Source organism: Burkholderia sp. MSMB617WGS, from assembly GCF_001532025.2.
Taxonomy (GTDB): Bacteria; Pseudomonadota; Gammaproteobacteria; order Burkholderiales; family Burkholderiaceae; genus Burkholderia; species Burkholderia savannae.
Map to the genome: position 1 here is coordinate 1,327,496 of NZ_CP013457.1, position 22,594 is coordinate 1,350,089.

Sequence of the window (22,594 nt, forward strand, 5' to 3'; positions counted from 1 at the left end):
CGTGACTGGTTACGGCCAACGGCAATTGCAACGGCTATGGCTACTGGCTACTGGCTACTGGCTACTGGCTACTGGCTACTGGCTACTGGCGGCGGCGCCCCTGCGGCTGCGCCGTGTTCTGCGCGCCGCGCGCGGGCGGCGTGACGATGAACACGCTGCGCAGCCACGCGGCGATGCGCGTGAAGATGTCGTACGGCTCCTCGACGAAGATCTCGGGCTTCAGGAGCCGCAGGTATTCCATGATCTGCTGCGCTTCCTGCTTCTGGAACGAGCCGTGCGCGATGCCGAGCCTGAGCAGCCCGCGCAGCTCGCCGAGCTTCTCGCGCGCGACGCTGCCGACGCTCATCTCGCACGCGAGCTTCGCTTCGTACACGCGTTGCCGCAGCGATTCGGCGAGCCGCCACGCGGGCGTCTGCATCCGCTCCTCGAGCGTCTGAATGTCGGTGACGGCCGCCTTGATCTGCGCGGCGAGCGGATCGACGAGCGCCGCATCCCCCTGCGCGCCGGACACGACGGCGGCCGCCCATTCGCGGCATGCTTTCGCGAGTTCGTCGGGCGTCCATTCGGAGCGCGACGCGAAGCCGAAGCCGAATTCGCCCGCCTGCCGGATCAGGATCGCGACGACGTCCGGAAACTCCTTGTCGAGCGTGCGCTTCGCCCACGCATACTGGCCGCCTTGCAGGAGCCGCTGCACGGCGTGCTCGGTGAGCGGCACCATGCTGTCGAGCAGCTTCGCGCGCAGGAAATCCTCGAACGACGGCGTGACGAACTGCGGATCGAGCTTGAGCGACACGCGCAAGAACGCATCGAAGTCTTTGCGCAGGGAAGCGACGGTGTCGTCTTTCAGCGTGAGAGTGATTTGGCCCATGTCTGTCTCGATGCTCGATGCCGGTCGGCTCGACCGGCGCTTTCGCCCGCGCGCAGCCGACGTGGGCAGGCCGCGTGTCGGCTGCGCGGATCGGCCGGCTGGCCGTCGGTCGTCGTGCTGTCCGGCTGGATCGGATGACGGGATTCGGTCGCCGGGCGCGGGGCTTCATCTTCTTAACGGCTGTGCGCGCGGGAACTTGAGGGCCGTGCGCGCCGATGCCGCGCGTGCGGGCGGCGCACGCGGCTCAGCCCGGCAGCCAGCCGCGCGGCGGCACGATCGCCTGCCAGAAAAAGAACACGGCGAGCCCGGCGGCGATCGTGACGAGCGGCCGGCGCGTCGCGGCGGACACGAGCACCGCGGCAGCGGCGCCGACGAGCCGGGGATTGCGCCAGGTCAGCTCCGCGTCGCCGCCGTGCGGCGCGAGCGTCATCGGCACGATGATCGCGGTCAGCACGGTCACGGGGACGAAGCGCAGCGCGGCGAGGAGAAGCGGCGGGAAGGCGAGGCGATCGCCGAGCAGGAAGAGCGTCGTGCGGATCGCGTACGTGAGCGCCGCCATTCCGAGAATCAGCAGCGCGTAGCTCATGATGCGGCCTCCGCGCGCCGGCGCGCGCGCTGCTCCGCGAACCAGGTCAGCGCGACGCCGATCGCGACGCCCGCGGCGACGGCGGCGAGCAACCCGAGCTTGTACGGCCACGCGCGGCAGAGGAGCGCGACGGCGCCCGCCGTCACCGCGGCGGCGAGATTGCGCAGCGAGGCGAGTTGCGGCACGACGATCGCGATGAACGTCGCCGCCATCGCGAAGTCGAGCCCGAGCGACTGCAGGCGCGGGAACGCGGCGCCGAACAGCAGGCCCGCGATCGTCCACACCTGCCAGTTCACGTACATCGCGACGCCGGAGCCGAAGAAGTGGTACGGCCCGGTCGCGCCGGGCTCGGCATGACGGTAGTGCGCGTACGCGACGGCGAACACCTCGTCCGTCATCAGCGCGCCGAGCGTCGCGCGCCACCGCAGCGGCAGATGCGCGACGTACGGCGCGAGCGTCGCGCTGTAGAGCAGATGGCGCAGATTGACGACGAACGTCGTCGCGAGCACGACCGCATAGCTCGCGCCGCCCGCGATCAGGCCGAGCGCGATGAACTGAGCGGAGCCGGCGAAGAGCGCGAACGACATCAGCTCGCCGTGCCACGGCGCGAGCGGGCCCGTCGTGACGAGCGTGCCGAAGATCACGCCGAAGGGGGCGGCGCCTACCATCATCGGAACGGTGTCGCGCATGCCGGCGGCGAATTCGCCGAGCCGGGCGGGCGGGGGATGCGTGGAGCGGGACTGGGACAAGGCGGCTACCTCCTGTGCGATGGAGGATAGCCGCGCGGGAGAGGCGCTCGCTTGTACGTTCTTGCGATGTCGATGTCGTGAAGGCCCAGCCCGAGCCAAAGCCCGAGCCAAAGCCCGAGCCAAAGCCAAAGCCCGAGCCAAAGCCAAAGCCAAAGCCAAAGCCAAAGCCAAAGCCAAAGCCAAAGCCAAAGCCAAAGCCAAAGCCAAAGCCAAAGCCAAAGCCAAAGCCAAAGCCAAAGCCAAAGCCAAAGCTGGTACCGGTACCTTCGCCGGAGCGGGAAGCGACGGCGGCGGCGATGCGCGTCTGTCGCTACAACGCTACGACGGCTGCCATCGCCCGGGCGGCACGCCGAACATCCGTTTGAAATGGCGGGTGAAGTGGCTTTGATCGGAGAAGCCGCACGCGGCGGCGACGTCGGCGACGCTCGCGCCCGCGCGCAGCGGTGCGAGCGAGCGTTGCAGGCGCAACTGGTTGCGCCATGCGTGCGGCGGCATGCCGGTTGCGCGCGAGAACAGGCGCGCCGCATGGAACGGCGACAGCCCGGCCGCTCGCGCGACGTCCGACAGCGTAACGGATTCGGACAGATCGGCGGCGAGCCGCTCGCGCATCGCATCGACGCGCCGGCGGTCGGCCGCGACGTCGCGCGGCGCGGTGCGATTGCCGGCGTGACGCGCGATCAATGTCGAGTAGGCGTCGAGCATCGCGGTTTCGGCGGAGAGCGGATCGTCGATCGGCCGGGGCGCGCTTGCGTCGCGAGGGAGCGCATCCGGCAGCCAGGCCGAAGTCGAAACCGAGCCGGAACCCGAATCCAAAGCCGGACCGGAATCCGGACTCGAAGCCAAACCCGAAGCCAAACCCGAAGCCAAACCCGAAGTGCGGCCCGCCGCCGCGACGCGTTCGCCTCGCAGCAGCCGATCGATCGCCTCACGCAGCCCCGTCGCGCCGCTCGCTTCCATCAGCCGATGCGCGGCGACGAGCCGCGCGGCGAGGTCCGCGTCGTGGATGACGTCGAGCCGGAACCACGGCTGCGGCTGCGGCGTGCCCGCGATTTCGTCGGCGAGCGCGCGGATGAAGTCGACGGGCACGTAGGCCACGCGATAGCGCCAGCCGTCTTCGGCCGCGCGCGAGCCGGTGTGGATCTCGCCCGGATTGATGACGGGGATCGAGCCCGTGTCGGCGACATAGGCGCTGCCGCGGCACGTGTAGCGCTCGGCGCCCGCCACGATGACGGGAATCGTGTACGCGTCGTGCCAGTGCGGCGCGAACGCATGATCGCGGTAGGTCGCCGTGACGAAGTCGGCGTCCGGCAGCAGCGGCGTGCGCCAGTATCGGACCTGCTCGTGCGCGCGTTCGGATCGCATGGCGGCGGCTCGCGACGGTCCGGCGATGCGGGTGCGCCCGTTATCTGACCGGAATCGGCGTGCCGGTCGGCACGGGCACCGCGGTCACGCTGTTCTTCGGGCTGCCCGTCGCGATCCGGTCGCTGTAGGTCAGATAGACGAGCGTGTTGCGCTTCTTGTCGACGACGCGCACGACGTGCAGCGTCTTGAAGATGAACGACAGCCGCTCGCTGAACACGTCGGTCTGCTGCCTGAGCGGCTCGGTGAAGCGGATCGGGCCGACCTGCCGGCACGCGATCGACGCCTCGGTCGGGTCCTCGGCGATGCCGAGCGTGCCCTTGATGCCGCCCGTGCGGGCACGCGACACGTAGCACGTGATGCCGCTCACGAGCGGATCGTCGTACGCTTCGACGACGACGCGGTCGGAGCCCGTCAGGCGGAAATTGGTGTTGACGCTTGCGACTTCCTCGGCGCGCGCGGCCGGCGTGGCGATCGAGACGAGGGCGGCGCAGGTCGCGAGGACAGCGAAATAACGGTTTTTCATCGGTGGGGAAGCGGCGGATGCGTGGCGAGAAGCAGAGCACGACTCTAGCATGCCGCCGCCGGCGCGACGGTGCGCGGCACAACGAAAACGTAGAGGGGAAAAGCAAAAAGGCCCGTCGCGAACGACGGGCCTTCGAAGCTGGCTCCCCGACCTGGGCTCGAACCAGGGACCTACGGATTAACAGTCCGGCGCTCTACCGACTGAGCTATCGGGGAATAAGACGGTTCGGCGTGCTTGACGCCTCGAAACTAGGCGGCCATGAAAAAGCCCGTCTGCAACGGGCCTTTGCAATTCTTGGCTCCCCGACCTGGGCTCGAACCAGGGACCTACGGATTAACAGTCCGGCGCTCTACCGACTGAGCTATCGGGGAACAAACAGCAGAGAAATGAGATTCTATGAGGCGCTGGCCGATCTGTCAATACTTTTGCACATCGGCTTCGTCACGCGACGTCGCGTCGCGCCCCGCGAGCGCGGGCGATCAGCGCTCGAGCAGGTGCAGCTTGTCCTGCACGTCTTTCCACTCGTCGGCGTCGGCGGGTGCGGGCTTCGTCTTCGTGATCGACGGCCAGTTCTTCGCGAGCTCGGCGTTCAGCGGGGTGAACTGCTGCTGGTCGCCCGGCACGTCTTCTTCGGCGTAGATCGCATTGGTCGGGCATTCGGCGACGCACACCGCGCAGTCGATGCACTCGTCCGGATCGATCGCGAGAAAGTTCGGGCCTTCACGGAAACAGTCCACAGGGCATACATCGACGCAATCCGTGTATTTGCACTTGATGCACGCTTCAGTCACAACGTGGGTCATTCAAAACGCTCCTGCGGCGGAATCTAGGTATGTATGGGGGCGACGCATGGCGCCAAAACCGGCATTGTAACTGATGCGCCAAACCCGCATTGCGCGCTCGACTTCGCCGCTTATACCGTTTCGTGATTAGTTTATGGCGGAACGCGCGGCGCCGCGGCGCTTCGGCGCGGATTTGCGCCGCATTCGGGTAACATGCGTCAACCGGAGGGCAGGCGCGCCGCGCGCGAACGCTCGGGCTCCGTCTCGATCTTGGCAGTCTGGAATCATGATCATCACTTCGCTGCTCGATACCGACCTGTACAAATTCACGATGATGCAGGTCGTTCTGCATCATTTTCCCGCCGCAAGCGTCGAATACCGCTTCAAGTGCCGCACGCCCGGCGTCGACCTCGTGCCGTACATCGACGAGATCCGCGCCGAGGTCCGCTCGCTGTGCGAGCTGCGTTTCACCGATCCCGAGCTCGACTACCTGCGCCGGCTGCGCTTCATCAAGAGCGATTTCGTCGATTTCCTCGCGCTTTTTCATCTGAACGAGAAATACATCTCGATCATGCCGTCGCAAAAAGGCAGCGGCGAGATCGACATCGAGATCAAGGGGCCGTGGCTGCATGCGATCCTCTTCGAGATCCCGGTGCTCGCGATCGTCAACGAGGTGTACTTCCGCAACACGCAGCGCCGGCCCGACTACCGCGAAGGGCGCGAGCGGCTGCGCGAGAAGATCCAACTGCTCGGCGCGAAGCCCGAGTTCGCCGACTGCAAGATCGCCGACTACGGCACGCGCCGCCGCTTCTCGAAGATCTGGCACGAGGAGGTGCTGCGCACGCTGCGCGACGGGCTCGGCGCGCAGTTCGCCGGCACGAGCAACGTCTACTACGCGATGCAGCACGAGATCACGCCGCTCGGCACGATGGCGCACGAGTATCTGCAGGCCTGCCAGGCGCTCGGCCCGCGGCTGCGCGATTCGCAGACCTACGGCTTCGAGATGTGGGCGAAGGAATATCGCGGCGATCTCGGAATCGCGCTGTCGGACGTCTACGGAATGGACGCGTTCCTGCGCGACTTCGACATGTATTTCTGCAAGCTCTTCGACGGCGCGCGCCACGACTCGGGCGATCCGTTCGACTGGGGCGAGCGGCTCATCCAGCACTACGAGGAAAATCGCTGCGACCCGCGCACGAAGGTGCTCGTGTTTTCCGACGCGCTCGACATCCCGAAGGTCATGCAGCTGTACGAGCGATTCCGCGGGCGCTGCAAGCTCGCGTTCGGCGTCGGCACGAACCTGACCAACGATCTCGGCTACCAGCCGCTGCAGATCGTCATCAAGATGGTGCGCTGCAACGGGCAGCCCGTCGCGAAGCTGTCCGATTCGCCCGGCAAGAGCATGTGCGACGACAAGGCGTACCTCGCGTATCTGCGCCAGGTGTTCGGGATCACGCAGCCGCCCGACGACGACGCGGGCAAGTGACGCCGCCCGCAAGGGCGGCGCGCGAGCGCGGCCGCATCGACGCAGCGCGCATGCGGGCCGCACGGCCCGCTTTTTTTCGTGTCCGCCGCGACGGGCGCGCGCCGCATCGGCCGGTATAATCGGGCCGGTATCGAAGGCCATCGTCACGAGGAGTTCATGGACACATCGGCTGCCCGCCGCAACATCCTCGCGCGCATCCGCGCCGCGCAGGGCCGCCCGGCCGAGCTGGCCGAGGTGGAGCGCGAGCATGCGGCCGATTACGTCGCGCGCCATCCGGCGGGGCCGCGGCCGCCGCTCGAAGGCGATCTCGTCGCGCGCTTCGTCGACGAGGCGCTGCGGCTCGAGACGACCGTCGACACCGTCGCGTCGATGCGCGACGCGCCCGCCGCGGCCGCCGCGTATCTGCGGCGCACGGGGCTCGGCACGCAGGCGATCGCGTGGCCGACGCTCGACGAACTCGACTGGGCGGGCGCGGGGCTCGCGGTCGAATTCAGGAAGCCCGTGGACGGCGACGTCGTCGGCATCACCGGCTGTTTTTGCGCGACGGCGGAAACCGGCTCGCTCGTTCTGCTGTCTAGTCCGAAGACGTGCTCGTCCGCCGCGCTGTTGCCCGAAACCCATATCGCGCTCGTGAGCGCGTCGCGCATCGTCGCGGGGCACGAGGACGCGTTCGCGTTGATCCGCGCGGAGCGCGGCGCATTGCCGCGCGCGGTGAACTTCGTGTCGGGGCCGTCGCGCACCGGCGACATCGAGCAGACGATCGTGCTCGGCGCGCACGGGCCGTATCGCGTTCACGCGATCGTCGTGCGCGACGCGTGATGCGTGACGCCACGGTCGCCGCCGTCGCGTTGCGCGCCGTATCCATTCGCAATTCAAGAGGAACTCACATGAAACGACATGCCGCCTGGGCGGGCATGGCGCTGGGAGGCGCGCTAGGCGCCGCTCCCGCGCTCGCATCGGCCGCAACGCTCGACGGTGCCGCGCTTTCCGCGTTCTGGGCGATCCCGTTCGCGGGCATCCTGCTGTCGATCGCGCTCTTTCCGCTGATCGCGCCCGTGTTCTGGCATCACCATTTCGGCAAGATCGCCGCGGCCTGGGCGGTCGCGTTCCTGATTCCGTTTGCCGCGACGTTCGGCTTCGGCACCGCGTTCGGCACGCTGATGCACGCGCTTTTCGAGGAATACATTCCGTTCATCGTGCTGCTGACGTCGCTGTATACGGTCGCGGGCGGCATCTGCGTGCGCGGCAACCTGCACGGCACGCCGAAGCTCAACACCGGCATTCTCGCGCTCGGCACCGTGCTCGCGAGCGTGATGGGCACCACGGGCGCCGCGATGTTGCTGATCCGGCCGCTCTTGCGCGCGAACGACAACCGCAAGCACGTCGTGCACGTCGTCGTGTTCTTCATCTTCCTCGTCGCGAACGCGGGCGGCTCGCTGTCGCCGCTCGGCGATCCGCCTCTCTTCCTCGGTTTCCTGAACGGCGTCGATTTCTTCTGGACGACGATCCATCTCGCGCGGCCGATGCTTTTCATCTGCGCAATCCTGCTCACGCTCTTTTTCGCGATCGATACGTACTTCTATCGGAAGGGCGGCGAGGAGCGCAAGCCGTTCCTCGATCCGACGCCCGATTCGCACGGCGTGTCGATCGAGGGCAAGATCAACTTCGTGCTGCTCGGCGCGGTGATCGCGCTCGTGCTGATGAGCGGCTTGTGGAAGCCGGGCGTCACGTTCGACCTGTTCGGCACGCACGTCGCGCTGCAGAACGCGGTGCGCGACGTCGCGCTCGTCGCGGTCGCGCTCGTGTCGCTCGCGATCACGCCGCGCTCGGCGCGCGAGGGCAACGCGTTCAACTGGGCGCCGATCGAGGAGGTCGCGAAGCTGTTCGCGGGCATCTTCGTGACGATCGCGCCCGTGATCGTGATCCTGCGCGCGGGCGGCGACGGCGTGTTCGCGCCGATCGTCCATCTCGTCACGGACGCCGACGGCAAGCCGATCGACGCGATGTATTTCTGGGCGACGGGCGTGCTGTCGTCATTCCTCGACAACGCGCCGACCTATCTCGTGTTCTTCAATCTCGCGGGCGGCGACGCGCAGGCGCTGATGACGACGGGCGCGACGACGCTCGCGGCGATTTCCGCGGGCGCCGTGTTCATGGGCGCGAACAGCTATATCGGCAACGCGCCGAACTTCATGGTGAAGGCGATCGCCGAGTCGCGCGGCGTGAGAATGCCGAGCTTCTTCGCGTACCTCGGCTGGGCGCTCGTGATTCTCGTGCCGGTGTTTTTGCTGACGACGTGGGTGTTTTTCGGCGGTTAGGCAAGATGACGATGACGGCCGCGCGGGCGGCGGGCGGCGCGATGCGCGCGTTCGCCGCCCGCGCGGCGTGACGGAGACGGCAATGCAGAAAATCCTGGTCGCGCACTCGATCTTCCCGGACGTGATCGAGCGGCTCAAGCAATATTTCGACGTGGACTGGAACGACGGCGACGCGCTGTCGCCCTTCGCGCTGAAGGCGCGTCTCGCGGACAAGGACGGCGCGCTGACGGCGAGCGACGTGATCGACGCGTCGGTGCTCGCGGCCGCGCCGCGGCTGCGCGTCGTGTCGAACATGGCGGTCGGATACAACAACTTCGACATCGGCGCGTTCAACGCCGCGCACGTGCTCGGCACCAACACGCCCGACGTGCTGAACGAGACGACGGCCGATTTCGGCTGGGCGCTGATGATGGCGGCCGCGCGGCGGATGGCCGAAGCGGAGCACTGGCTGCGCGCTGGGCAGTGGCGCAAGTGGTCGTACGACAGCTTTCTCGGCGCGGACATCCACGGCGCGACACTCGGCGTGATCGGCATGGGCCGCATCGGCCAGGCGCTCGCGCGGCGCGCGCGCGGCTTCGACATGCGCGTGATCTATCACAACCGCTCGCGCGTCGCGCCGGAGATCGAGGCGCAGTTGAACGCCGAGTACGTGTCGAAGGCGGCGCTCCTCGCGCAGGCCGATCACGTGGTGCTCGTGCTGCCGTATTCGGCCGAGACCCGCCATACGATCGGCGCGGCCGAGCTCGCGCTGATGAAGCCGACCGCGACGCTCACGAACATCGCGCGCGGCGGGATCGTCGACGACGCCGCGCTCGCCGCGGCGCTGCGCGACAAGCGGATCGCCGCAGCCGGCCTCGACGTGTTCGAAGGCGAGCCGGGCGTGCATCCGGCGCTGCTCGAGGTGCCGAACGTCGTGCTGACGCCGCACATCGCGAGCGCGAGCGAAGGCACGCGCCGCGCGATGGCGAATCTCGCGGCGGACAATCTGATCGCGGCGCTCGGCGTCGGGCCGCGCGCGGGCCGTCCGCCGAATCCGATCAATCCCGGCGTGCTGGGGAAGGCTCGCATATGACCGAAACCTTGTTGCTGGCCGCCGTCGTCGCGTTGGCGGTAGCGCTCGCCGTCGCGCTCTTCGCGCTGCTGCGCGGCGGCTCGCGCGGCGAAGGCCTCGAGCGGCTCGCCGAGCAGATCGACGACGCAAACGACGCGCACGCGCATGCGGCCGAGCGCCTCGAGCGCGAGCTGCGCGCGGAGATCGTCGACGGCGCGCGCAACTCGCGCACCGAGCTCGCGGGCAACTTCGCGCAACTGCAGCAGACGCTCGCCGCGCAGCTCTCGAGCGTCGCGACCGTGCAGAACAGTCAGATCGACGGCTTCGCGCAGCAGCTCGCGAAGCTCGTCGCGGGCAACACGCAGCAGTTCGACGCGATGCGCGACACGCTGCAGCGGCAGGCGCAGCTCGCGCGCGAAGAGCAGGGCGCGGCGCTCAGGCATTTCGGCGACACGCTCAATCAGCAGCTCAAGCAACTGACGGAGGCGAACGATCGCCGGATCGGAGAAGTGCGCGCGACGCTCGAAACGCGCCTGAAGGAAATCGAGGCGAACAACGCGGCGAAGCTCGAGGAGATGCGCCGCACCGTCGACGAGAAGCTGCACGCGACGCTCGAGCAGCGGCTCGGCGAATCGTTCAAGCTCGTGTCGGACCGGCTCGAGCAGGTGCATCGCGGGCTCGGCGAAATGCAGACGCTCGCGGCGGGCGTCGGCGATTTGAAGAAGGTGCTGACGAACGTGAAGACGCGCGGCACCTGGGGCGAAGTGCAGCTCGAGGCGCTGCTCGAGCAGATGCTGACGCCGGACCAGTATGCGAAGAACGTCGCGACGGTGCCGAAGAGCGGCGAGCGCGTCGAATTCGCGATCCGGCTGCCTGGCCGGCACGACGACGGCGCGACAGGCGAAGCTCAGCCGGTGTGGCTGCCGATCGACGCGAAATTCCCTCGCGAGGATTACGAGCGCCTGATCGACGCGCAGGAGCGCGCGGACGCGGCGGCCGTCGACGAAGCGGCGCGCGCGCTCGAGGCGCGGATTCGCGCGGAGGCGCGCACGATCGCCGAGAAGTACGTCGCGCCGCCGCATACGACCGATTTCGCGCTGTTGTTCCTGCCGACCGAAGGGCTCTACGCGGAGATCCTGCGCCGTCCCGGCCTCACCGATCTGCTGCAGCGCGACTATCGCGTGACGGTCGCCGGCCCGACGACGCTGACGGCGCTCCTGAACAGCCTGCAGATGGGCTTCCGGACGCTCGCGATCGAGAAGCGCTCGAGCGAGGTCTGGCAGGTGCTCGGCGCGGTGAAGACCGAGTTCGGCAAGTTCGGCGACGTGCTCGCGCGGACGAAGTCGCAGCTCGAGACGGTCACGCGCTCGATCGAGGCGGCCGAGCAGCGCACGCGCGTGATGAACCGCAAGCTCAAGCAGGTCGAGGCGCTGCCGGGCGAGGTCGCGAACGGGCTGCTGGGCGCCGACGGCGCGGAGGCGGACGAGAGCTGACGCGCGCCGCGCGCAACGGCGAAAGCATCGCTGGTCTCGCGCGCCTCTGGCGTGCGGAACGAAAAACGGGGCGCCGCGTGCGCCCCGTTTTGCTTTGCCGGTTCGATCGTGTGCCGGGCGGCCTCGTTCGGCTTCGTGCGCTCGCGTTTTTGCCGGCCGCCCGTCGCGTTTCGCGCCGATCGTGGGCCGAAGCACGCGATGTCGGCGTGATGCCGGCGTGACATCGACGCGCATGGACGTGCATCGGCTCGCGGCCGATTCAGGCGCCGCCGCCCGCGAGCCGCGCGAGCGCGTCGCCCGTCACGCGCACGACGCGCCAATCGGGCAGCACGTCCGCGCCCATCTTCCGATAGAAGTCGATCGCCGGTTGATTCCAATCGAGCACGGTCCATTCGAAGCGGCCGCAGCGGCGCTCGACCGCGATCGCCGCGAGCCGCCGCAGCAACTGCGTGCCGAGGCCCGTGCCGCGCTGCGACGGCTGCACGTACAGGTCTTCGAGATAGAGGCCTCGGCGGCCGAGGAACGTCGAATAGTTGTGAAAGTAGAGCGCGTAGCCGACGATCGCGCCGCCGTTTTCCGCGACGAGCGCCTCGACGGACGGCCGCGCGCCGAAGAGCGCGTCGGCGAGATTGGCTTCGGTCGCGACGAACAGATGCGTGAGCTTCTCGAATTCGGCGAGCTCGCGCATCAGCGCGAGCATCGCGGGCACGTCGGCCGCCGCGGCCGCGCGGATCGCGATCGTCTCGTCGGCCGCTGCGCTCACGCTTCCTCCGGCGCGTCCGACAGCACGATCTCGATGCCGCCGAAGCGCGATGCGACCCAGTTGTACGCGTGGCACGCGATCCACAGCAGCACGAAGCCGACGATCGCGTTCAGCAGCAGCGCGCTGAAGATCGTGCTGACGATCGTGCCCAGCCCGACCGATTGGTCGCGGATGAATGCGTTGACGATGCCGAGCAGCACGATCGGCACGCTGAACGTCAGATAAACGAGGATCAGCGCTTTCGCGGTCTGCCCCGGCGCGATCGATGAGATTTGTTTTTTCATATGCGAGTTGCCCCCGTGGAAGTGCTGAGATCGGATTCAGATGACGCCGTCGAACGGCAGGATGTCGACCGTCGCGCCGGCGTCGACGCGTGCGGCGTCGTGCGCGAGCACGATGAAGCAGTTCGCGTCGCTCAGGCTCTTGAGCGACGCCGAGCTTTGCGAGCCGGCGGGCGTCACGCGCCAGACGCTGCTCGCGTCGCGCGCCGCGCGCCCGCGCAGGAATTCGGTGCGCCCCGCGCGCTTCTTGAGCGGCGCGTCGCAGACGGCCGGGTAGCGGGGAAGCGGCGGCGCGTCGGCGCCCATCAGCGCGAGGAGCGCGTCGCGCACGATCACGACGAAGGTCGCCGCGACCGCGACCGGATTGCCCGGCAAGCCGAAGAAGAGCGCGGGCCGCGCGTCGCGTGCGCCCGCCCAGATGCGGCCGCACGCGAGCGGCCGGCCCGGGCGCATCGCGACGCTCGCGAACGTGACGTCGCCGAGCTTGTCGAGCAGCGCGCGCGTGAAATCGGCGTCGCCGACCGACACGCCGCCCGACGTGATCACCGCGTCCGCCTGCGCGGCCGCGGCCTTCAGCGTGGCTTCGAGCGCGGCGGGATCGTCGCGGACGATGCCGAGATCGAGCGCGTCGACGCCGACGCGCGCGAGCATCCCGGCGAGCGTCGCGCGGTTGCTGTCGTAGAGGCCGCCGTCGCGCAGCGGCTCGCCCGGCAGTTGCAGTTCGTCGCCCGTCGAGAAGAACGCGACGCGCACGCGGCGGCGCACCGCGACGTCGGCGATGCCGAGCGACGCGAGCAGGCCGAGATCGGCGGCGCGCACGACGCGGCCGGCGGCGAGCGCGCTCGCGCCGCGCGCGAGGTCCTCGCCCGCGCGGCGGCAGTGGTCGCCGCGCGCGGCGGCCGATGCGGGAAAGCGCACGACGTCGCCCGCCGCATCGACTTTTTCCTGCGGGATCACGGTGTCGCAGCCCGCGGGCATGCGCGCGCCCGTCATGATCCGCACGCACGCGCCGCTCGCGACACGCGGGCCGTCGAACGGATGGCCCGCGAGCGCGCGGCCCGCGACCGCGAGCTCGAGCGTGCCGTCGGCGGCCGGCGCGGCGAGCGCCGCGCCGTCGAACGCGTAGCCGTCCATCGCGGCGTTGTCGTAGGCGGGAATGTCGAACGGCGATGCGACGTCGCCGGCGAGCACGCGGCCGAGCGCATCGCGCAGCGCGACGCGCTCGACCTGCGCGACGCCCTCGACGAAACGCAACGCGAGCGCGCGCGCTTCGTCGACGGTCAGCGCGACGGCGTTCTCGGACGTGGCGGATGGCGTAGGCGTGGTGTGCGTGGTCATCGATGACGGCGCCGCTAGGCGGATTGTGTTCGGGGCCGGTGTCCCGGCCGCCGTTGTGACGCGCTCGCATCGCAAGCGGCGGGCGGCGCGAGCAACGAGATGCGGCCCGTCATGCGCGTTCGAGGCCGGCTAAGTCCCGCAAAGAGTTTGCATTGTAAAACGCCCGCTCGTCGTCAAACGGCACTTCGGCCGTCTTGTGGCGTGCGTACCACGCGCGCATCTTGCGCTCGCCGGACGCGAGATAGGCGCAGAGATCGTCGGCGAGCGCGGTGCTCACGAGCGCGAAGACGGGCTGCGCCGAGGCGCCGCCGTTCGCGTCGACGGTCGTCGCGAACGCGATCTCCGCGCGCTGCGCGTCGAGCGCGGCGCGCAGGCGCGCGGCGAGATCGGCGGGCAGGAACGGCGAATCGCATGGCGTGCACAGGACGAGCGGCGTGCTCGCCGCGCGCATGCCGGCGGCGAGCCCGGCGAGCGGGCCGGCGAAGTCGGCGTGCGTGTCCGTAATGACGCGCGCGTGAAACGGCGCGCCGAGCGCCGCGTATGCATCGAGATGGCGATTCGCGCTGATGACGAGCGCGTCGACCTGCGGCGCGAGCCGGCGCAACACGTGCAACGCGAGCGGCTCGCCGCGCAGCGGCTGCAGCCCTTTGTCGACGCCGCCCATCCGCGTGCCGCGCCCGCCTGCGAGCAGCAGGCCGGTGATCGTGGAGGAGGGGGCGGCGTGCGGCGGCATCGTGAAAGCGGCGGGCGCGTCGAGCGGGCGGCGCGCCTAGCCGCCGATGTAGGACATTTCGACGCGCTTCGCTTCGCTTGCCGCTTCTACCGTCGCCGGCGCGCTGCCGCGCAATTGCGAATAGCGGTCGGTGCGCGCCTGCCAGATGTGGCCGATCACGGTGGCGATCTGCTCGTCGGTCGCGCCGCCGCGCACGAGGCTGCGCAGGTCGTGGCCGGACGAAGCGAAGAGGCACAGATACAGCTTGCCTTCCGTCGACAGCCGCGCGCGCGTGCAGTCGCCGCAGAACGCGCGCGTGACGCTCGAGATCACGCCGATCTCGCCGCTGCCGTCCGCGTAGCCCCAGCGCTGCGCGGTTTCGGACGGCGTGTGCCGCTCGAGCGGCACGAGCGGGAAGTGCTCGGCGATGCGCGCGACCACGTCGGCGGACGGCAGCACTTCGGCCATGTTCCAGCCGTTCGACGTGCCGACGTCCATGTATTCGATGAAGCGCAGCACGACGCCCGTGCCCTTGAAGCGGCGCGCCATCGGCACGATCTCGGCGTCGTTGGTGCCGCGCTTGACGACCATGTTGACCTTCACGGGCGCAAGGCCCGCCGCCTGCGCGGCGAAGATGCCGTCGAGCACGTCGGCGCTTGCGAAGTCGGCGTCGTTCATTCGCTTGAAGAGCGTGTCGTCGAGCGCGTCGAGGCTGACCGTCACGCGCGAGAGCCCCGCGTCGCGCAGGCTCCTCGCCTTGCGCACGAGGAGCGAGCCGTTCGTCGTCAGCGTGAGGTCGAGCGGCCGTCCGTCGACGGTCGTCATCTTTGCGAGGCGCTCGATCAGGAATTCGATGTTTTTACGCAGGAGCGGCTCGCCGCCCGTGATGCGGATTTTTTCGACGCCGTGTGCGACGAAAAGCCGCGCGAGCCGCTCGATTTCCTCGAGCGTCAGGAGGGCGCTGTGCGGCAAAAACGGGTAATCCTTGCCGAACACGGTACGCGGCATGCAGTACACGCATCGGAAGTTGCAGCGGTCCGTGACCGAGATGCGCAGGTCGCGCAACGGGCGCGCGAAGGCGTCGCGGAGCGTGCCGCTCGGCGCGAGCAGGGCGCCGGGCAGATCGGGCGCCGCGCTCACCGGGGTCACGGGGATGATGCGTCGGGACATGTGCGTTGCAAGATAAGCCAGACCTCCATTTTAGCTGGAAGCGCCGGGAGGGGCCGGGCATGGAAACCCGCAGAACCGGAGCACAGACAAAAAAGCCCGCCTTTTCGGGGCGGGCTTTTTCGTGCGATGGACGACCGGATCAGCGGTGAGTCGTCTCGACTTGCTGCATCGGCGTCGTGTCGACGGGCGGCAGCGGCTTGCGTTCGCGCGGCACGCGCATGGGCTGCACGATTTGCGCGGCGACGGCCTGAGCGGCATGCAGCTTGTCCGCGTCCGTATTGACCCAGACGAGGCCGGCGGCTTCGAGCACCGTTGAGAGGCTCGTGCCCGGCGCGGCCGCGACGGGGGCGGCGGCCGTAGCCGGTGCGATGGCCTCGGCAGCCGGCGCAGCCGGTGCTTCGGCGACGGCGGGCGGCTCGTGCGCGATGCGCGTTTCGACGGGCGCGGCCGCGACAGGCGCGGGCTGCGGCGCGACGGCCGGCGCTGGCTCGGCAACCGGGGCCGGAGCAATCGCCGGAGCCGCCGCTTCGGACACGTCCGCCGCGGCGGCTGCAACCGGTGCGGCCTCGACGGCAGCGGCCTCGGCCGGCGCGGCGGCTTGCGCCTGCACGGTTTCGGCCGGAGCCGGCTCGGCGTGCGCCGCGGCTGCCGGTGCGGCCTCCACCGCTGCGGCTTGCATCGGCGCTTCGACAGCGCGAGCGGGCGCTGCCGGAGCCTGCTCGGCCCCGGCGGCGGGCGTTTCGGCTGCCGCTTGCGGCTCGGCCGTCGCGCCGCTCTCGACGTGAGCGATCGCTTCCGCGGCGACGGCTGACGCCGCTACCGCCGCTATACCCGCCTGCGCGGCGTGCTGCGGCTCATGGCCGGCAACCGGCGCGGCGGCTTCGTGCACATCGGCTGCGGCCGCTTCGGCCGTCACGTCTTCGCCGGCTTCCGCCGCTTGCACGGCGCCTGCGGCTTCATCCTCGCGCTCGCGGCGGCCACCACGGCGACCGCGACGGCGACGGCGGCGTTCCTCGCCGTCGCGGGCGTTCGAATCGGCCTCGACGCCGGCTTCGGCGCCGAGCGCATGCGCCGGCTTCTCGGCCGGTTCCGCGTGGGCGCTTTCGCCGCGGTTCACCGTTTCGAGCGTCGCGACGTGCGGCACGGGCTTGCGCCGCTCGCCGCGTTCGCCGCGCTCACGGCGCTCGCTGCGCTGTGTTTCCGCGGCATCGACCGTTTCGGCGCGCTCACGCGGCTCACGCGGCTCGCGCTGTTCGCGCTGCTCACGGCTTTCGCGCGGTTCACGGCCTTCGCGACCTTCGCGGTTGTCCCGGCTGCCGCGGCCTTCGCGTGCCTCGCGGCCTTCGCGCGGCTCGCGGGTTTCCTTGCCTTCGCGCTCGGCGCGCGGCGCCTGAGCGCGGCCGCCGCCCGCTGCGGCCTGGTCGCGGCCGCCTGCCTGTTGCGCGCCGCCGCCGCGACGGTTGCGATTGCGATCGCCGCCGCGTTCGGCCTTTTCACCGCGCTCGCCACGCTCGCGCGCCGGACGCGCGGCCGCTTCCTGCGCGGCGGGCGCCGGCGCGGAGGCCGCGGCCGGCTGCATGCCGAACAGGTTCTTCAGCCACTTGACGAATCCGCCGCTCGCCGGTGCGACGGCGGCGGGCGCCGCCTCGGGTGCGGGCTGGCGCTGCGGTGCGGGGCTCGGTGCCGGACGCTCGGGCGTGATGCCCTTCACGGCCGCTTCCTGACGCGGCTTCGTTTCCTCCGCGCGCTTGCTGTAGCCGGTTTCGGCCTCGAGCTCGCGGGCGGCTTCCTCGGCCATCTTCCACGAGGCGCGCGGATCGTCGAGGCGCGCGTCGTCGTGGCGCAGGCGCTCGAGCTTGTAGTGCGGCGTATCGAGATGCTTGTTCGGAATCAGCACGACGCCGACCTTGAACCGCGACTCGATCTTGTTGATTTCCTGGCGCTTTTCGTTGAGCAGGAAGGCCGTCACCTCGACGGGCACCTGGCAGTGGATCGCCGCGGTGTTCTCCTTCATGGCTTCTTCCTGAATGATCCGCAACACTTGCAGCGCGGACGATTCGGTGTCGCGGATGTGGCCCGTGCCGTTGCAGCGCGGGCACGTCACGTGGCTGCCTTCGGAGAGGGCCGGACGCAGGCGCTGGCGCGACAGCTCCATCAGCCCGAAGCGCGAGATCTTGCCCATCTGCACGCGCGCGCGGTCATGCTTCAACGCATCCTTCAGGCGCTGCTCGACTTCGCGCTGGCTCTTCGCCGATTCCATGTCGATGAAGTCGATCACGATCAGGCCGCCCAGGTCGCGCAGGCGCAGCTGGCGCGCGACTTCGTCGGCCGCCTCGAGGTTCGTGCGGGTCGCCGTTTCCTCGATGTCCGCGCCCTTGGTCGCGCGCGCCGAGTTCACGTCGATCGCGACGAGCGCCTCGGTGTGGTCGATCACGATCGCGCCGCCCGACGGCAGCGGCACCGTGCGCGAGTACGCGGTCTCGATCTGGTGCTCGATCTGAAAGCGCGAGAAGAGGGGAACGTCGTCGTGATAGCGCTTCACCTTGCCGACGTTGTCGGGCATCACGATGTCCATGAACGCGCGGGCCTGATCATGGATCTCGGTCGTGTCGATCAGGATTTCGCCGATGTCCGGCTGGAAATAGTCCCGGATCGCGCGGATCACGAGGCTCGATTCGAGGTAGATCAGCATCGGCTGGCCGGGGTGGCCGCTTTGCGACGCCGCCTCGATCGCGCGCCAGAGCTGCAGCAGGTAGTTCAGGTCCCACTGCAGTTCCTCGGCGCTGCGGCCGATGCCCGCCGTGCGGGCGATCATGCTCATGCCGTCGGGGATCTGCAGTTGCGCCATCGTTTCGCGCAGTTCCTGGCGCTCGTCGCCCTCGATGCGGCGCGACACGCCGCCGCCGCGCGGGTTGTTCGGCATCAGCACGAGGTAGCGGCCGGCGAGCGAGATGAACGTGGTGAGGGCCGCGCCCTTGTTGCCGCGCTCTTCCTTCTCGACCTGGACGATCAGCTCCTGGCCTTCGCGCAACGCGTCCTGGATGCGCGCGGAGCGCATGTCGACGCCTTCCTTGAAGTACTGGCGGGCGACTTCCTTGAACGGCAGGAAGCCGTGGCGGTCTTCGCCGTAGTTGACGAAGCAGGCTTCGAGCGACGGCTCGATGCGGGTGACGACGCCCTTGTAGATGTTGCCTTTGCGCTGTTCGCGTCCGGCGGTTTCGATGTCGATGTCGATGAGCTTCTGCCCATCGACGATGGCGACGCGCAGTTCTTCCTGCTGCGTCGCATTGAACAGCATGCGTTTCATTGAACGACTCCAGGCGGCTCTGCCGGCGGCGCGCTCCGGTTGTCAGGCGGAGCGCGGGACGACGTCAGGCCGCGCCTTGTTGTGTTGTCACGAGCACGCTGGAGCGGGAATGATGGCGGGAGAATGGCCTGATGAGGCGCGAGCCCATACGACGGGCCGCGGCCAGAGGGCGCCTGCGAACACGGCTTCAAAGCACACGGCGTCGACACTCCGCGCGCCGCAGGGCGCGCTAAGCCTCCGACCGGGCACTGCCGCGGGGCGCGGCGCAAAGTGCGCGCGGCGCCGGGTGGCGGCATATGCTGCGGCTCGGCCGCAGCGGGGAGTATCGAATCCAGCCCGACTTTCCCGCCTGGGGTGTTCCTTCCTTGGTTTTGACGTCGCCAAGCTCCGCGCTCTTGCGGAACCACATCGGGCGCACGCCGTTCTATTCGCAACAGGGAGCCGCGCCGGGCTAACATCGCGCCGCGCCGCAGCTCCCAACAAATTCTTTTTGTCCAACATTCCGTTACCGCGGCACGGCTCCGACCGAATCCGCCTGTGGGCGCGATCCCTGCCAGAGCGGGGTGCCGTGCGTGCAACTTGCTGCTTTCATTTCGTGAGGACGAGCAGCACGCCCCGGGCGCAAGTAAAATAACAGTTTGCGCTTGCGCCTCACGCAGTCCGCCCGAAAACCGGCCGATCAGGCCGCTCCATTACGGAAAGCTGCGCAAAATTATATTCAGTATGAATGAGTTAGGCAAAAAATCCCATAATTCGGTCGCAAGCGGCCAGGTTTCGCTCATCGAGATCGACGAAAACGCCGCCGGGCAGCGCATCGATAATTTCCTGCTGCGCGTCTGCAAGGGCGTGCCGAAGAGTCACATTTACCGGATTCTGCGCAGCGGCGAAGTCCGTGTGAACAAGGGCCGGATCGATGCGCAGTACCGGCTCGCGTTCGGCGACGTCGTGCGCGTGCCGCCCGTGCGCGTCGCGGCGGCCGACCTCGCGCGCGCGGCCGGTCCCGCGCCCGTGCCCGCCGCGGAATTCGAGATCCTGTTCGAGGACGACGCGATCATCGCGCTCAACAAGCCGGCGGGCGTCGCCGTGCACGGCGGCAGCGGGGTTGCGTTCGGCGTGATCGAGCAGATGCGCCATGCGCGGCCGCACGCGAAGTTCCTCGAACTCGCGCACCGGCTCGATCGCGAGACGTCGGGCATCCTGATGCTCGCGAAGAAGCGTTCGGCGCTCGTCGGGCTGCACGAGCAGATCCGCGACAACCGGATGGACAAGCGCTACTACGCATGCGTGCACGGCGACTGGGCGGCGGACTGGGGCCGCCGCCGCGCGGTGAAGGCGCCGCTCTTCAAGTACTCGACGCCCGACGGCGAGCGGCGCGTGCGCGTCCAGGAAGACGGGCTGCCGTCGCACACGGTGTTCAATCTCGTCGACCGCTGGCCGGGCTATGCGCTCGTCGAGGCGGAACTCAAAACGGGTCGGACCCATCAGATTCGCGTGCACCTCGCTCATCTGGGCCTGCCGATCGTCGGCGACGCGAAGTACGGCGATTTCGCGCTGAACAAGACGCTCGCGCGCGCGAGCGCGGTGCCGTCGATCAAGCGGATGTTCCTGCACGCTCACCGGCTGCGCCTCGCGCACCCGCTGACGGGCGAGCCGCTGCAGTTCGACGCGCCGCTGCCCGCCGAGTGCCGGCAATTTCTCGACCAACTCACCGACTTGCGCGAACACGCGTGACACGCATGGCCCGACAGCAATTTGATCTGATCGTCTTCGACTGGGACGGCACGCTGATGGATTCGACCGCGCACATCGCGCAAAGCATCCAGGCCGCGTGCCGCGATCTCGGCGTGCCCGTGCCGTCCGACGAGGCCGCCCGCTACGTGATCGGGCTCGGCCTGCGCGACGCGCTCGCCGTGACCGCGCCGAGCCTCGATACCGCCGACTATCCGCGGCTCGCCGAACGCTACCGGTTCCACTATTTCGTCAAGGACCAGCGCATCGAGCTGTTCGCCGGCGTGCGCGAGATGCTCGAGGAACTGCGCGACACCGGCTACCTGCTCGCCGTCGCGACGGGCAAGGGGCGCGTCGGCCTGAACCGCGCGCTCGACCAGGCGAAGCTCACGAGCCTCTTCGACGGCACGCGCTGCGCGGACGAAACGTTCTCCAAGCCGCATCCGGCGATGCTGCAGGAGCTGTCGCGCGAATTGGGGCAGGATCTGGCGCGCACCGTGATGATCGGCGACACGACGCACGACCTGCAGATGGCGGCGAGCGCGGGCGCGGCGGGCATCGGCGTCGCGTACGGCGCGCATTCGGCCGACGCGCTCGCGGCGCTGTCGCCGCGCTTCGTCGCGCCCGACGTCGCGGCGCTCGCCGGCTGGCTGCGGGAGCACGCATGACGGGCGGCGGCGACGCGCGCTTCGTCTGCGCGGCCGACGCGCTCGTCGACGGCGGCGAGGGCGTGCGGGTCGACGCGACGCTGCGCGGCGAGCCTGCCGTCGTGTTCTTCGTGCGCTACGAGGGACGCGCGTACGGTTACCTGAACCGCTGCGCGCACGTGCCGATGGAACTAGACTGGGCCGAGGGCCAGTTCTTCGAATCGTCGGGCTTATACTTGATGTGCGCGACGCACGGCGCGATCTACGAGCCGGAGACGGGCAAGTGCGTCGGCGGCCCGTGCCGCGGCGCGCGGCTGCGCGCCGTTCAGGTCGACGAGCGGGATACGCCGGGCGGCCGCGCGGTGTTCTGGCTGCCCGACGGCGATCTGCGCCCGGCCTCTTCTGACCACTGACTTTCACGCATGTCCGATCAAATCAATCCGCCCGATCCGTCTTCCTCTTCCGCGGCGAGCGCCGCCGCTCGCGAACCAAACTGGGAGCGCGCGGTGCTCGAGCGCGTCGCCCTCGCGGCGATCAAGGAGCAGCGCGCCGCACGGCGCTGGCGGATATTCTTCCGCTTCGCGTTCCTCGTCGTGCTCGCCGTGCTCGCGTTCGCGTTCCTCAGCGTGTCCGGCGACGGCAGCAAGCTCGCGAGCGGACGCCACACGGCCGTCGTGACGATCGACGGCGAAATCGCGGCGAGCACCAACGCGAACGCCGAGGACATCAACACGGCGCTCGGCAGCGCGTTCGAGGATTCGGGCACGGTGGGCGTCGTGCTGCGCATCAACAGCCCGGGCGGCAGCCCGGTGCAGGCGGGCATCGTCTACGACGAGATCCGCCGGCTGCGCAAGAAGTATCCGGCGAAGCCGCTCTACGTCGTCGTCTCCGACATGTGCGCGTCGGGCGGCTACTACATCGCGGCGGCGGCCGACAAGATCTACGTCGACAAGGCGAGCATCGTCGGCTCGATCGGCGTGCTGATGGACGGCTTCGGCTTCACCGGGCTGATGGGCAAGCTCGGCGTCGAGCGGCGGCTGCACACGTCGGGCGAGAACAAGGGCTTCTTCGATCCGTTCTCGCCGGAGACGGCGAAGATGGACGCGCACGCGCAAGAGATGCTCGACCAGATCCACGAGCAGTTCATCAAGGCGGTGAAGGACGGCCGCGGCGCGCGGCTGCACGACTCGCCGGAGATCTTCTCGGGGCTTTTCTGGACGGGCGCGAAGAGCATCGAGCTCGGCCTCGCCGACGATTACGGGACGACCGATACCGTCGCGCGCGACGTGCTGAAGGCGCCCGATCTCGTCGACTACACGGTCAAGGAAAGCCTGACCGATCGCGTCGCGCGCCGCTTCGGCGCGGCGGTCGGCAAGGCCGCGCTGAAGGCGGCCGTGGCCGGCGGCGAGCTGAAGCTGCGCTGACGGCGC

The 22,594-nt window shown here is 69.1% G+C and carries 22 protein-coding genes, 2 tRNA genes and 1 pseudogene; 10 read left to right on the forward strand and 15 right to left on the reverse strand.

From position 1 onward, the window contains the following. Positions 1 to 82: 82 nt before the first annotated feature. The 3 genes from WT60_RS06625 to WT60_RS06640 all read right to left on the reverse strand — a co-directional run bounded on the left by WT60_RS06625 (position 83) and on the right by WT60_RS06640 (position 2,143). Complete coding sequence (locus WT60_RS06625) at positions 83 to 868, reverse strand: DUF4088 family protein (RefSeq protein WP_038744494.1); 786 nt, start codon at positions 866 to 868, stop codon at positions 83 to 85. 244 nt (positions 869 to 1,112) lie between these two features. After that, complete coding sequence (locus WT60_RS06635; RefSeq protein WP_038744493.1) at positions 1,113 to 1,454, reverse strand: AzlD domain-containing protein; 342 nt, start codon at positions 1,452 to 1,454, stop codon at positions 1,113 to 1,115. Next, complete coding sequence (locus WT60_RS06640) at positions 1,451 to 2,143, reverse strand: AzlC family ABC transporter permease (RefSeq protein WP_226383123.1); 693 nt, start codon at positions 2,141 to 2,143, stop codon at positions 1,451 to 1,453. Before WT60_RS06640 ends, WT60_RS06635 begins: the two co-directional genes overlap by 4 nt. 79 nt (positions 2,144 to 2,222) lie before the next feature. On the opposite strand from WT60_RS06640, the gene WT60_RS06645 reads away from it, so the two are divergent. Then, complete coding sequence (locus WT60_RS06645) at positions 2,223 to 2,591, forward strand: hypothetical protein (RefSeq protein WP_100185248.1); 369 nt, start codon at positions 2,223 to 2,225, stop codon at positions 2,589 to 2,591. Here WT60_RS06645 and WT60_RS06650 read toward each other — a convergent pair. From WT60_RS06650 to WT60_RS35665, 6 genes and pseudogenes are all read right to left on the reverse strand, one after another. Continuing rightward, positions 2,522 to 3,565, reverse strand: a complete 1,044-nt coding sequence (locus WT60_RS06650; protein ID WP_060356881.1) for an AraC family transcriptional regulator — start codon at positions 3,563 to 3,565, stop codon at positions 2,522 to 2,524. The two genes, WT60_RS06645 and WT60_RS06650, sit on opposite strands and share 70 nt — an antisense overlap. A gap of 40 nt (positions 3,566 to 3,605) precedes the next feature. Next, positions 3,606 to 4,088: a CreA family protein gene (locus WT60_RS06655; protein WP_038750273.1), complete on the reverse strand. Its 483-nt coding sequence runs from the start codon at positions 4,086 to 4,088 to the stop codon at positions 3,606 to 3,608. Positions 4,089 to 4,227: 139 nt separating this feature from the next. Next, positions 4,228 to 4,303 (reverse strand) — tRNA-Asn (locus WT60_RS06660). Positions 4,304 to 4,383: 80 nt separating this feature from the next. After that, positions 4,384 to 4,459: transfer RNA gene (locus WT60_RS06665), tRNA-Asn, on the reverse strand. 108 nt (positions 4,460 to 4,567) lie between these two features. Beyond that, a complete protein-coding gene (fdxA, locus tag WT60_RS06670) occupies positions 4,568 to 4,864 on the reverse strand; it encodes a ferredoxin FdxA (RefSeq protein WP_326929491.1) in 297 nt (98 codons plus the stop codon). Beyond that, positions 4,809 to 5,063 (reverse strand): annotated as a pseudogene (locus tag WT60_RS35665) (hypothetical protein). Before WT60_RS35665 ends, fdxA begins: the two are co-directional and overlap by 56 nt. 93 nt (positions 5,064 to 5,156) lie before the next feature. Between WT60_RS35665 and pncB the strand changes: the two are divergent. The 5 genes from pncB to rmuC all read left to right on the forward strand — a co-directional run bounded on the left by pncB (position 5,157) and on the right by rmuC (position 11,218). After that, a complete protein-coding gene (pncB, locus tag WT60_RS06675; RefSeq protein WP_038750278.1) occupies positions 5,157 to 6,356 on the forward strand; it encodes a nicotinate phosphoribosyltransferase in 1,200 nt (399 codons plus the stop codon). A gap of 156 nt (positions 6,357 to 6,512) precedes the next feature. Beyond that, a complete protein-coding gene (locus WT60_RS06680) occupies positions 6,513 to 7,175 on the forward strand; it encodes a lactate utilization protein C (RefSeq protein WP_038750279.1) in 663 nt (220 codons plus the stop codon). A gap of 68 nt (positions 7,176 to 7,243) precedes the next feature. Next, positions 7,244 to 8,674, forward strand: coding sequence for a sodium:proton antiporter (locus WT60_RS06685; RefSeq protein ID WP_059647850.1), 1,431 nt, complete (start codon positions 7,244 to 7,246; stop codon positions 8,672 to 8,674). Positions 8,675 to 8,756: 82 nt separating this feature from the next. Beyond that, complete coding sequence (locus tag WT60_RS06690; RefSeq protein WP_038750283.1) at positions 8,757 to 9,746, forward strand: D-glycerate dehydrogenase; 990 nt, start codon at positions 8,757 to 8,759, stop codon at positions 9,744 to 9,746. Further along, complete coding sequence (rmuC, locus tag WT60_RS06695; protein WP_038750285.1) at positions 9,743 to 11,218, forward strand: DNA recombination protein RmuC; 1,476 nt, start codon at positions 9,743 to 9,745, stop codon at positions 11,216 to 11,218. The genes WT60_RS06690 and rmuC overlap by 4 nt, the downstream gene beginning before the upstream one ends. Before the next feature lie 259 nt (positions 11,219 to 11,477). On the opposite strand, the gene WT60_RS06700 is transcribed toward rmuC, so the two are convergent. The 6 genes from WT60_RS06700 to WT60_RS06725 all read right to left on the reverse strand — a co-directional run bounded on the left by WT60_RS06700 (position 11,478) and on the right by WT60_RS06725 (position 18,789). Beyond that, on the reverse strand, positions 11,478 to 11,981 hold the full coding sequence (locus WT60_RS06700) for a GNAT family N-acetyltransferase (RefSeq protein ID WP_060356882.1): 504 nt from the start codon (positions 11,979 to 11,981) through the stop codon (positions 11,478 to 11,480). Continuing rightward, entirely contained in the window at positions 11,978 to 12,265 is a 288-nt protein-coding gene (locus tag WT60_RS06705) for a hypothetical protein (RefSeq protein ID WP_038750288.1), read from the reverse strand. Before WT60_RS06705 ends, WT60_RS06700 begins: the two co-directional genes overlap by 4 nt. A 36-nt stretch (positions 12,266 to 12,301) precedes the next feature. After that, positions 12,302 to 13,600 (reverse strand): gephyrin-like molybdotransferase Glp, encoded by a 1,299-nt coding sequence (gene glp / locus WT60_RS06710; protein WP_060356883.1) that lies wholly within the window; start codon positions 13,598 to 13,600, stop codon positions 12,302 to 12,304. A gap of 109 nt (positions 13,601 to 13,709) precedes the next feature. Beyond that, positions 13,710 to 14,333, reverse strand: coding sequence for a molybdenum cofactor guanylyltransferase MobA (gene mobA / locus WT60_RS06715; protein ID WP_038750291.1), 624 nt, complete (start codon positions 14,331 to 14,333; stop codon positions 13,710 to 13,712). 36 nt (positions 14,334 to 14,369) lie between these two features. Then, positions 14,370 to 15,482, reverse strand: coding sequence for a GTP 3',8-cyclase MoaA (moaA, locus tag WT60_RS06720; RefSeq protein WP_038750293.1), 1,113 nt, complete (start codon positions 15,480 to 15,482; stop codon positions 14,370 to 14,372). Between the two features lie 139 nt (positions 15,483 to 15,621). After that, on the reverse strand, positions 15,622 to 18,789 hold the full coding sequence (locus tag WT60_RS06725) for an Rne/Rng family ribonuclease (protein ID WP_060356884.1): 3,168 nt from the start codon (positions 18,787 to 18,789) through the stop codon (positions 15,622 to 15,624). A 723-nt stretch (positions 18,790 to 19,512) separates the two neighbouring features. Here WT60_RS06725 and WT60_RS06735 point away from each other — a divergent pair. The 4 genes from WT60_RS06735 to WT60_RS06750 are packed head-to-tail and all read left to right on the forward strand — an operon-like array spanning position 19,513 to position 22,588. Beyond that, a complete protein-coding gene (locus WT60_RS06735) occupies positions 19,513 to 20,520 on the forward strand; it encodes an RluA family pseudouridine synthase (protein ID WP_038750298.1) in 1,008 nt (335 codons plus the stop codon). Positions 20,521 to 20,525: 5 nt separating this feature from the next. After that, a complete protein-coding gene (locus tag WT60_RS06740) occupies positions 20,526 to 21,185 on the forward strand; it encodes an HAD-IA family hydrolase (RefSeq protein ID WP_038750300.1) in 660 nt (219 codons plus the stop codon). After that, positions 21,182 to 21,577 carry a Rieske 2Fe-2S domain-containing protein gene (locus WT60_RS06745; protein ID WP_038750301.1) on the forward strand — a complete coding sequence of 132 codons (396 nt, stop codon included), beginning with the start codon at positions 21,182 to 21,184 and terminating at the stop codon, positions 21,575 to 21,577. The genes WT60_RS06740 and WT60_RS06745 overlap by 4 nt, the downstream gene beginning before the upstream one ends. A 9-nt stretch (positions 21,578 to 21,586) precedes the next feature. Then, a complete protein-coding gene (locus WT60_RS06750) occupies positions 21,587 to 22,588 on the forward strand; it encodes a S49 family peptidase (RefSeq protein ID WP_060356885.1) in 1,002 nt (333 codons plus the stop codon). The last annotated feature ends 6 nt before the right edge of the window (positions 22,589 to 22,594 follow it).

Bases quoted from the DNA above. Each gene is read 5' to 3' on its own strand.
- WT60_RS06625 (WP_038744494.1), bottom strand. From the start codon at position 868: ATGGGCCAAATCACTCTCACGCTGAAAGACGACACCGTCGCTTCCCTG.
- WT60_RS06635 (WP_038744493.1), bottom strand. From the start codon at position 1,454: ATGAGCTACGCGCTGCTGATTCTCGGAATGGCGGCGCTCACGTACGCG.
- WT60_RS06640 (WP_226383123.1), bottom strand. From the start codon at position 2,143: ATGCGCGACACCGTTCCGATGATGGTAGGCGCCGCCCCCTTCGGCGTG.
- WT60_RS06645 (WP_100185248.1), top strand. From the start codon at position 2,223: ATGGAGGATAGCCGCGCGGGAGAGGCGCTCGCTTGTACGTTCTTGCGA.
- WT60_RS06650 (WP_060356881.1), bottom strand. From the start codon at position 3,565: ATGCGATCCGAACGCGCGCACGAGCAGGTCCGATACTGGCGCACGCCG.
- WT60_RS06655 (WP_038750273.1), bottom strand. From the start codon at position 4,088: ATGAAAAACCGTTATTTCGCTGTCCTCGCGACCTGCGCCGCCCTCGTC.
- pncB (WP_038750278.1), top strand. From the start codon at position 5,157: ATGATCATCACTTCGCTGCTCGATACCGACCTGTACAAATTCACGATG.
- WT60_RS06680 (WP_038750279.1), top strand. From the start codon at position 6,513: ATGGACACATCGGCTGCCCGCCGCAACATCCTCGCGCGCATCCGCGCC.
- WT60_RS06685 (WP_059647850.1), top strand. From the start codon at position 7,244: ATGAAACGACATGCCGCCTGGGCGGGCATGGCGCTGGGAGGCGCGCTA.
- WT60_RS06690 (WP_038750283.1), top strand. From the start codon at position 8,757: ATGCAGAAAATCCTGGTCGCGCACTCGATCTTCCCGGACGTGATCGAG.
- rmuC (WP_038750285.1), top strand. From the start codon at position 9,743: ATGACCGAAACCTTGTTGCTGGCCGCCGTCGTCGCGTTGGCGGTAGCG.
- WT60_RS06705 (WP_038750288.1), bottom strand. From the start codon at position 12,265: ATGAAAAAACAAATCTCATCGATCGCGCCGGGGCAGACCGCGAAAGCG.
- glp (WP_060356883.1), bottom strand. From the start codon at position 13,600: ATGACCACGCACACCACGCCTACGCCATCCGCCACGTCCGAGAACGCC.
- mobA (WP_038750291.1), bottom strand. From the start codon at position 14,333: ATGCCGCCGCACGCCGCCCCCTCCTCCACGATCACCGGCCTGCTGCTC.
- moaA (WP_038750293.1), bottom strand. From the start codon at position 15,482: ATGTCCCGACGCATCATCCCCGTGACCCCGGTGAGCGCGGCGCCCGAT.
- WT60_RS06725 (WP_060356884.1), bottom strand. From the start codon at position 18,789: ATGAAACGCATGCTGTTCAATGCGACGCAGCAGGAAGAACTGCGCGTC.
- WT60_RS06735 (WP_038750298.1), top strand. From the start codon at position 19,513: ATGAATGAGTTAGGCAAAAAATCCCATAATTCGGTCGCAAGCGGCCAG.
- WT60_RS06740 (WP_038750300.1), top strand. From the start codon at position 20,526: ATGGCCCGACAGCAATTTGATCTGATCGTCTTCGACTGGGACGGCACG.
- WT60_RS06745 (WP_038750301.1), top strand. From the start codon at position 21,182: ATGACGGGCGGCGGCGACGCGCGCTTCGTCTGCGCGGCCGACGCGCTC.
- WT60_RS06750 (WP_060356885.1), top strand. From the start codon at position 21,587: ATGTCCGATCAAATCAATCCGCCCGATCCGTCTTCCTCTTCCGCGGCG.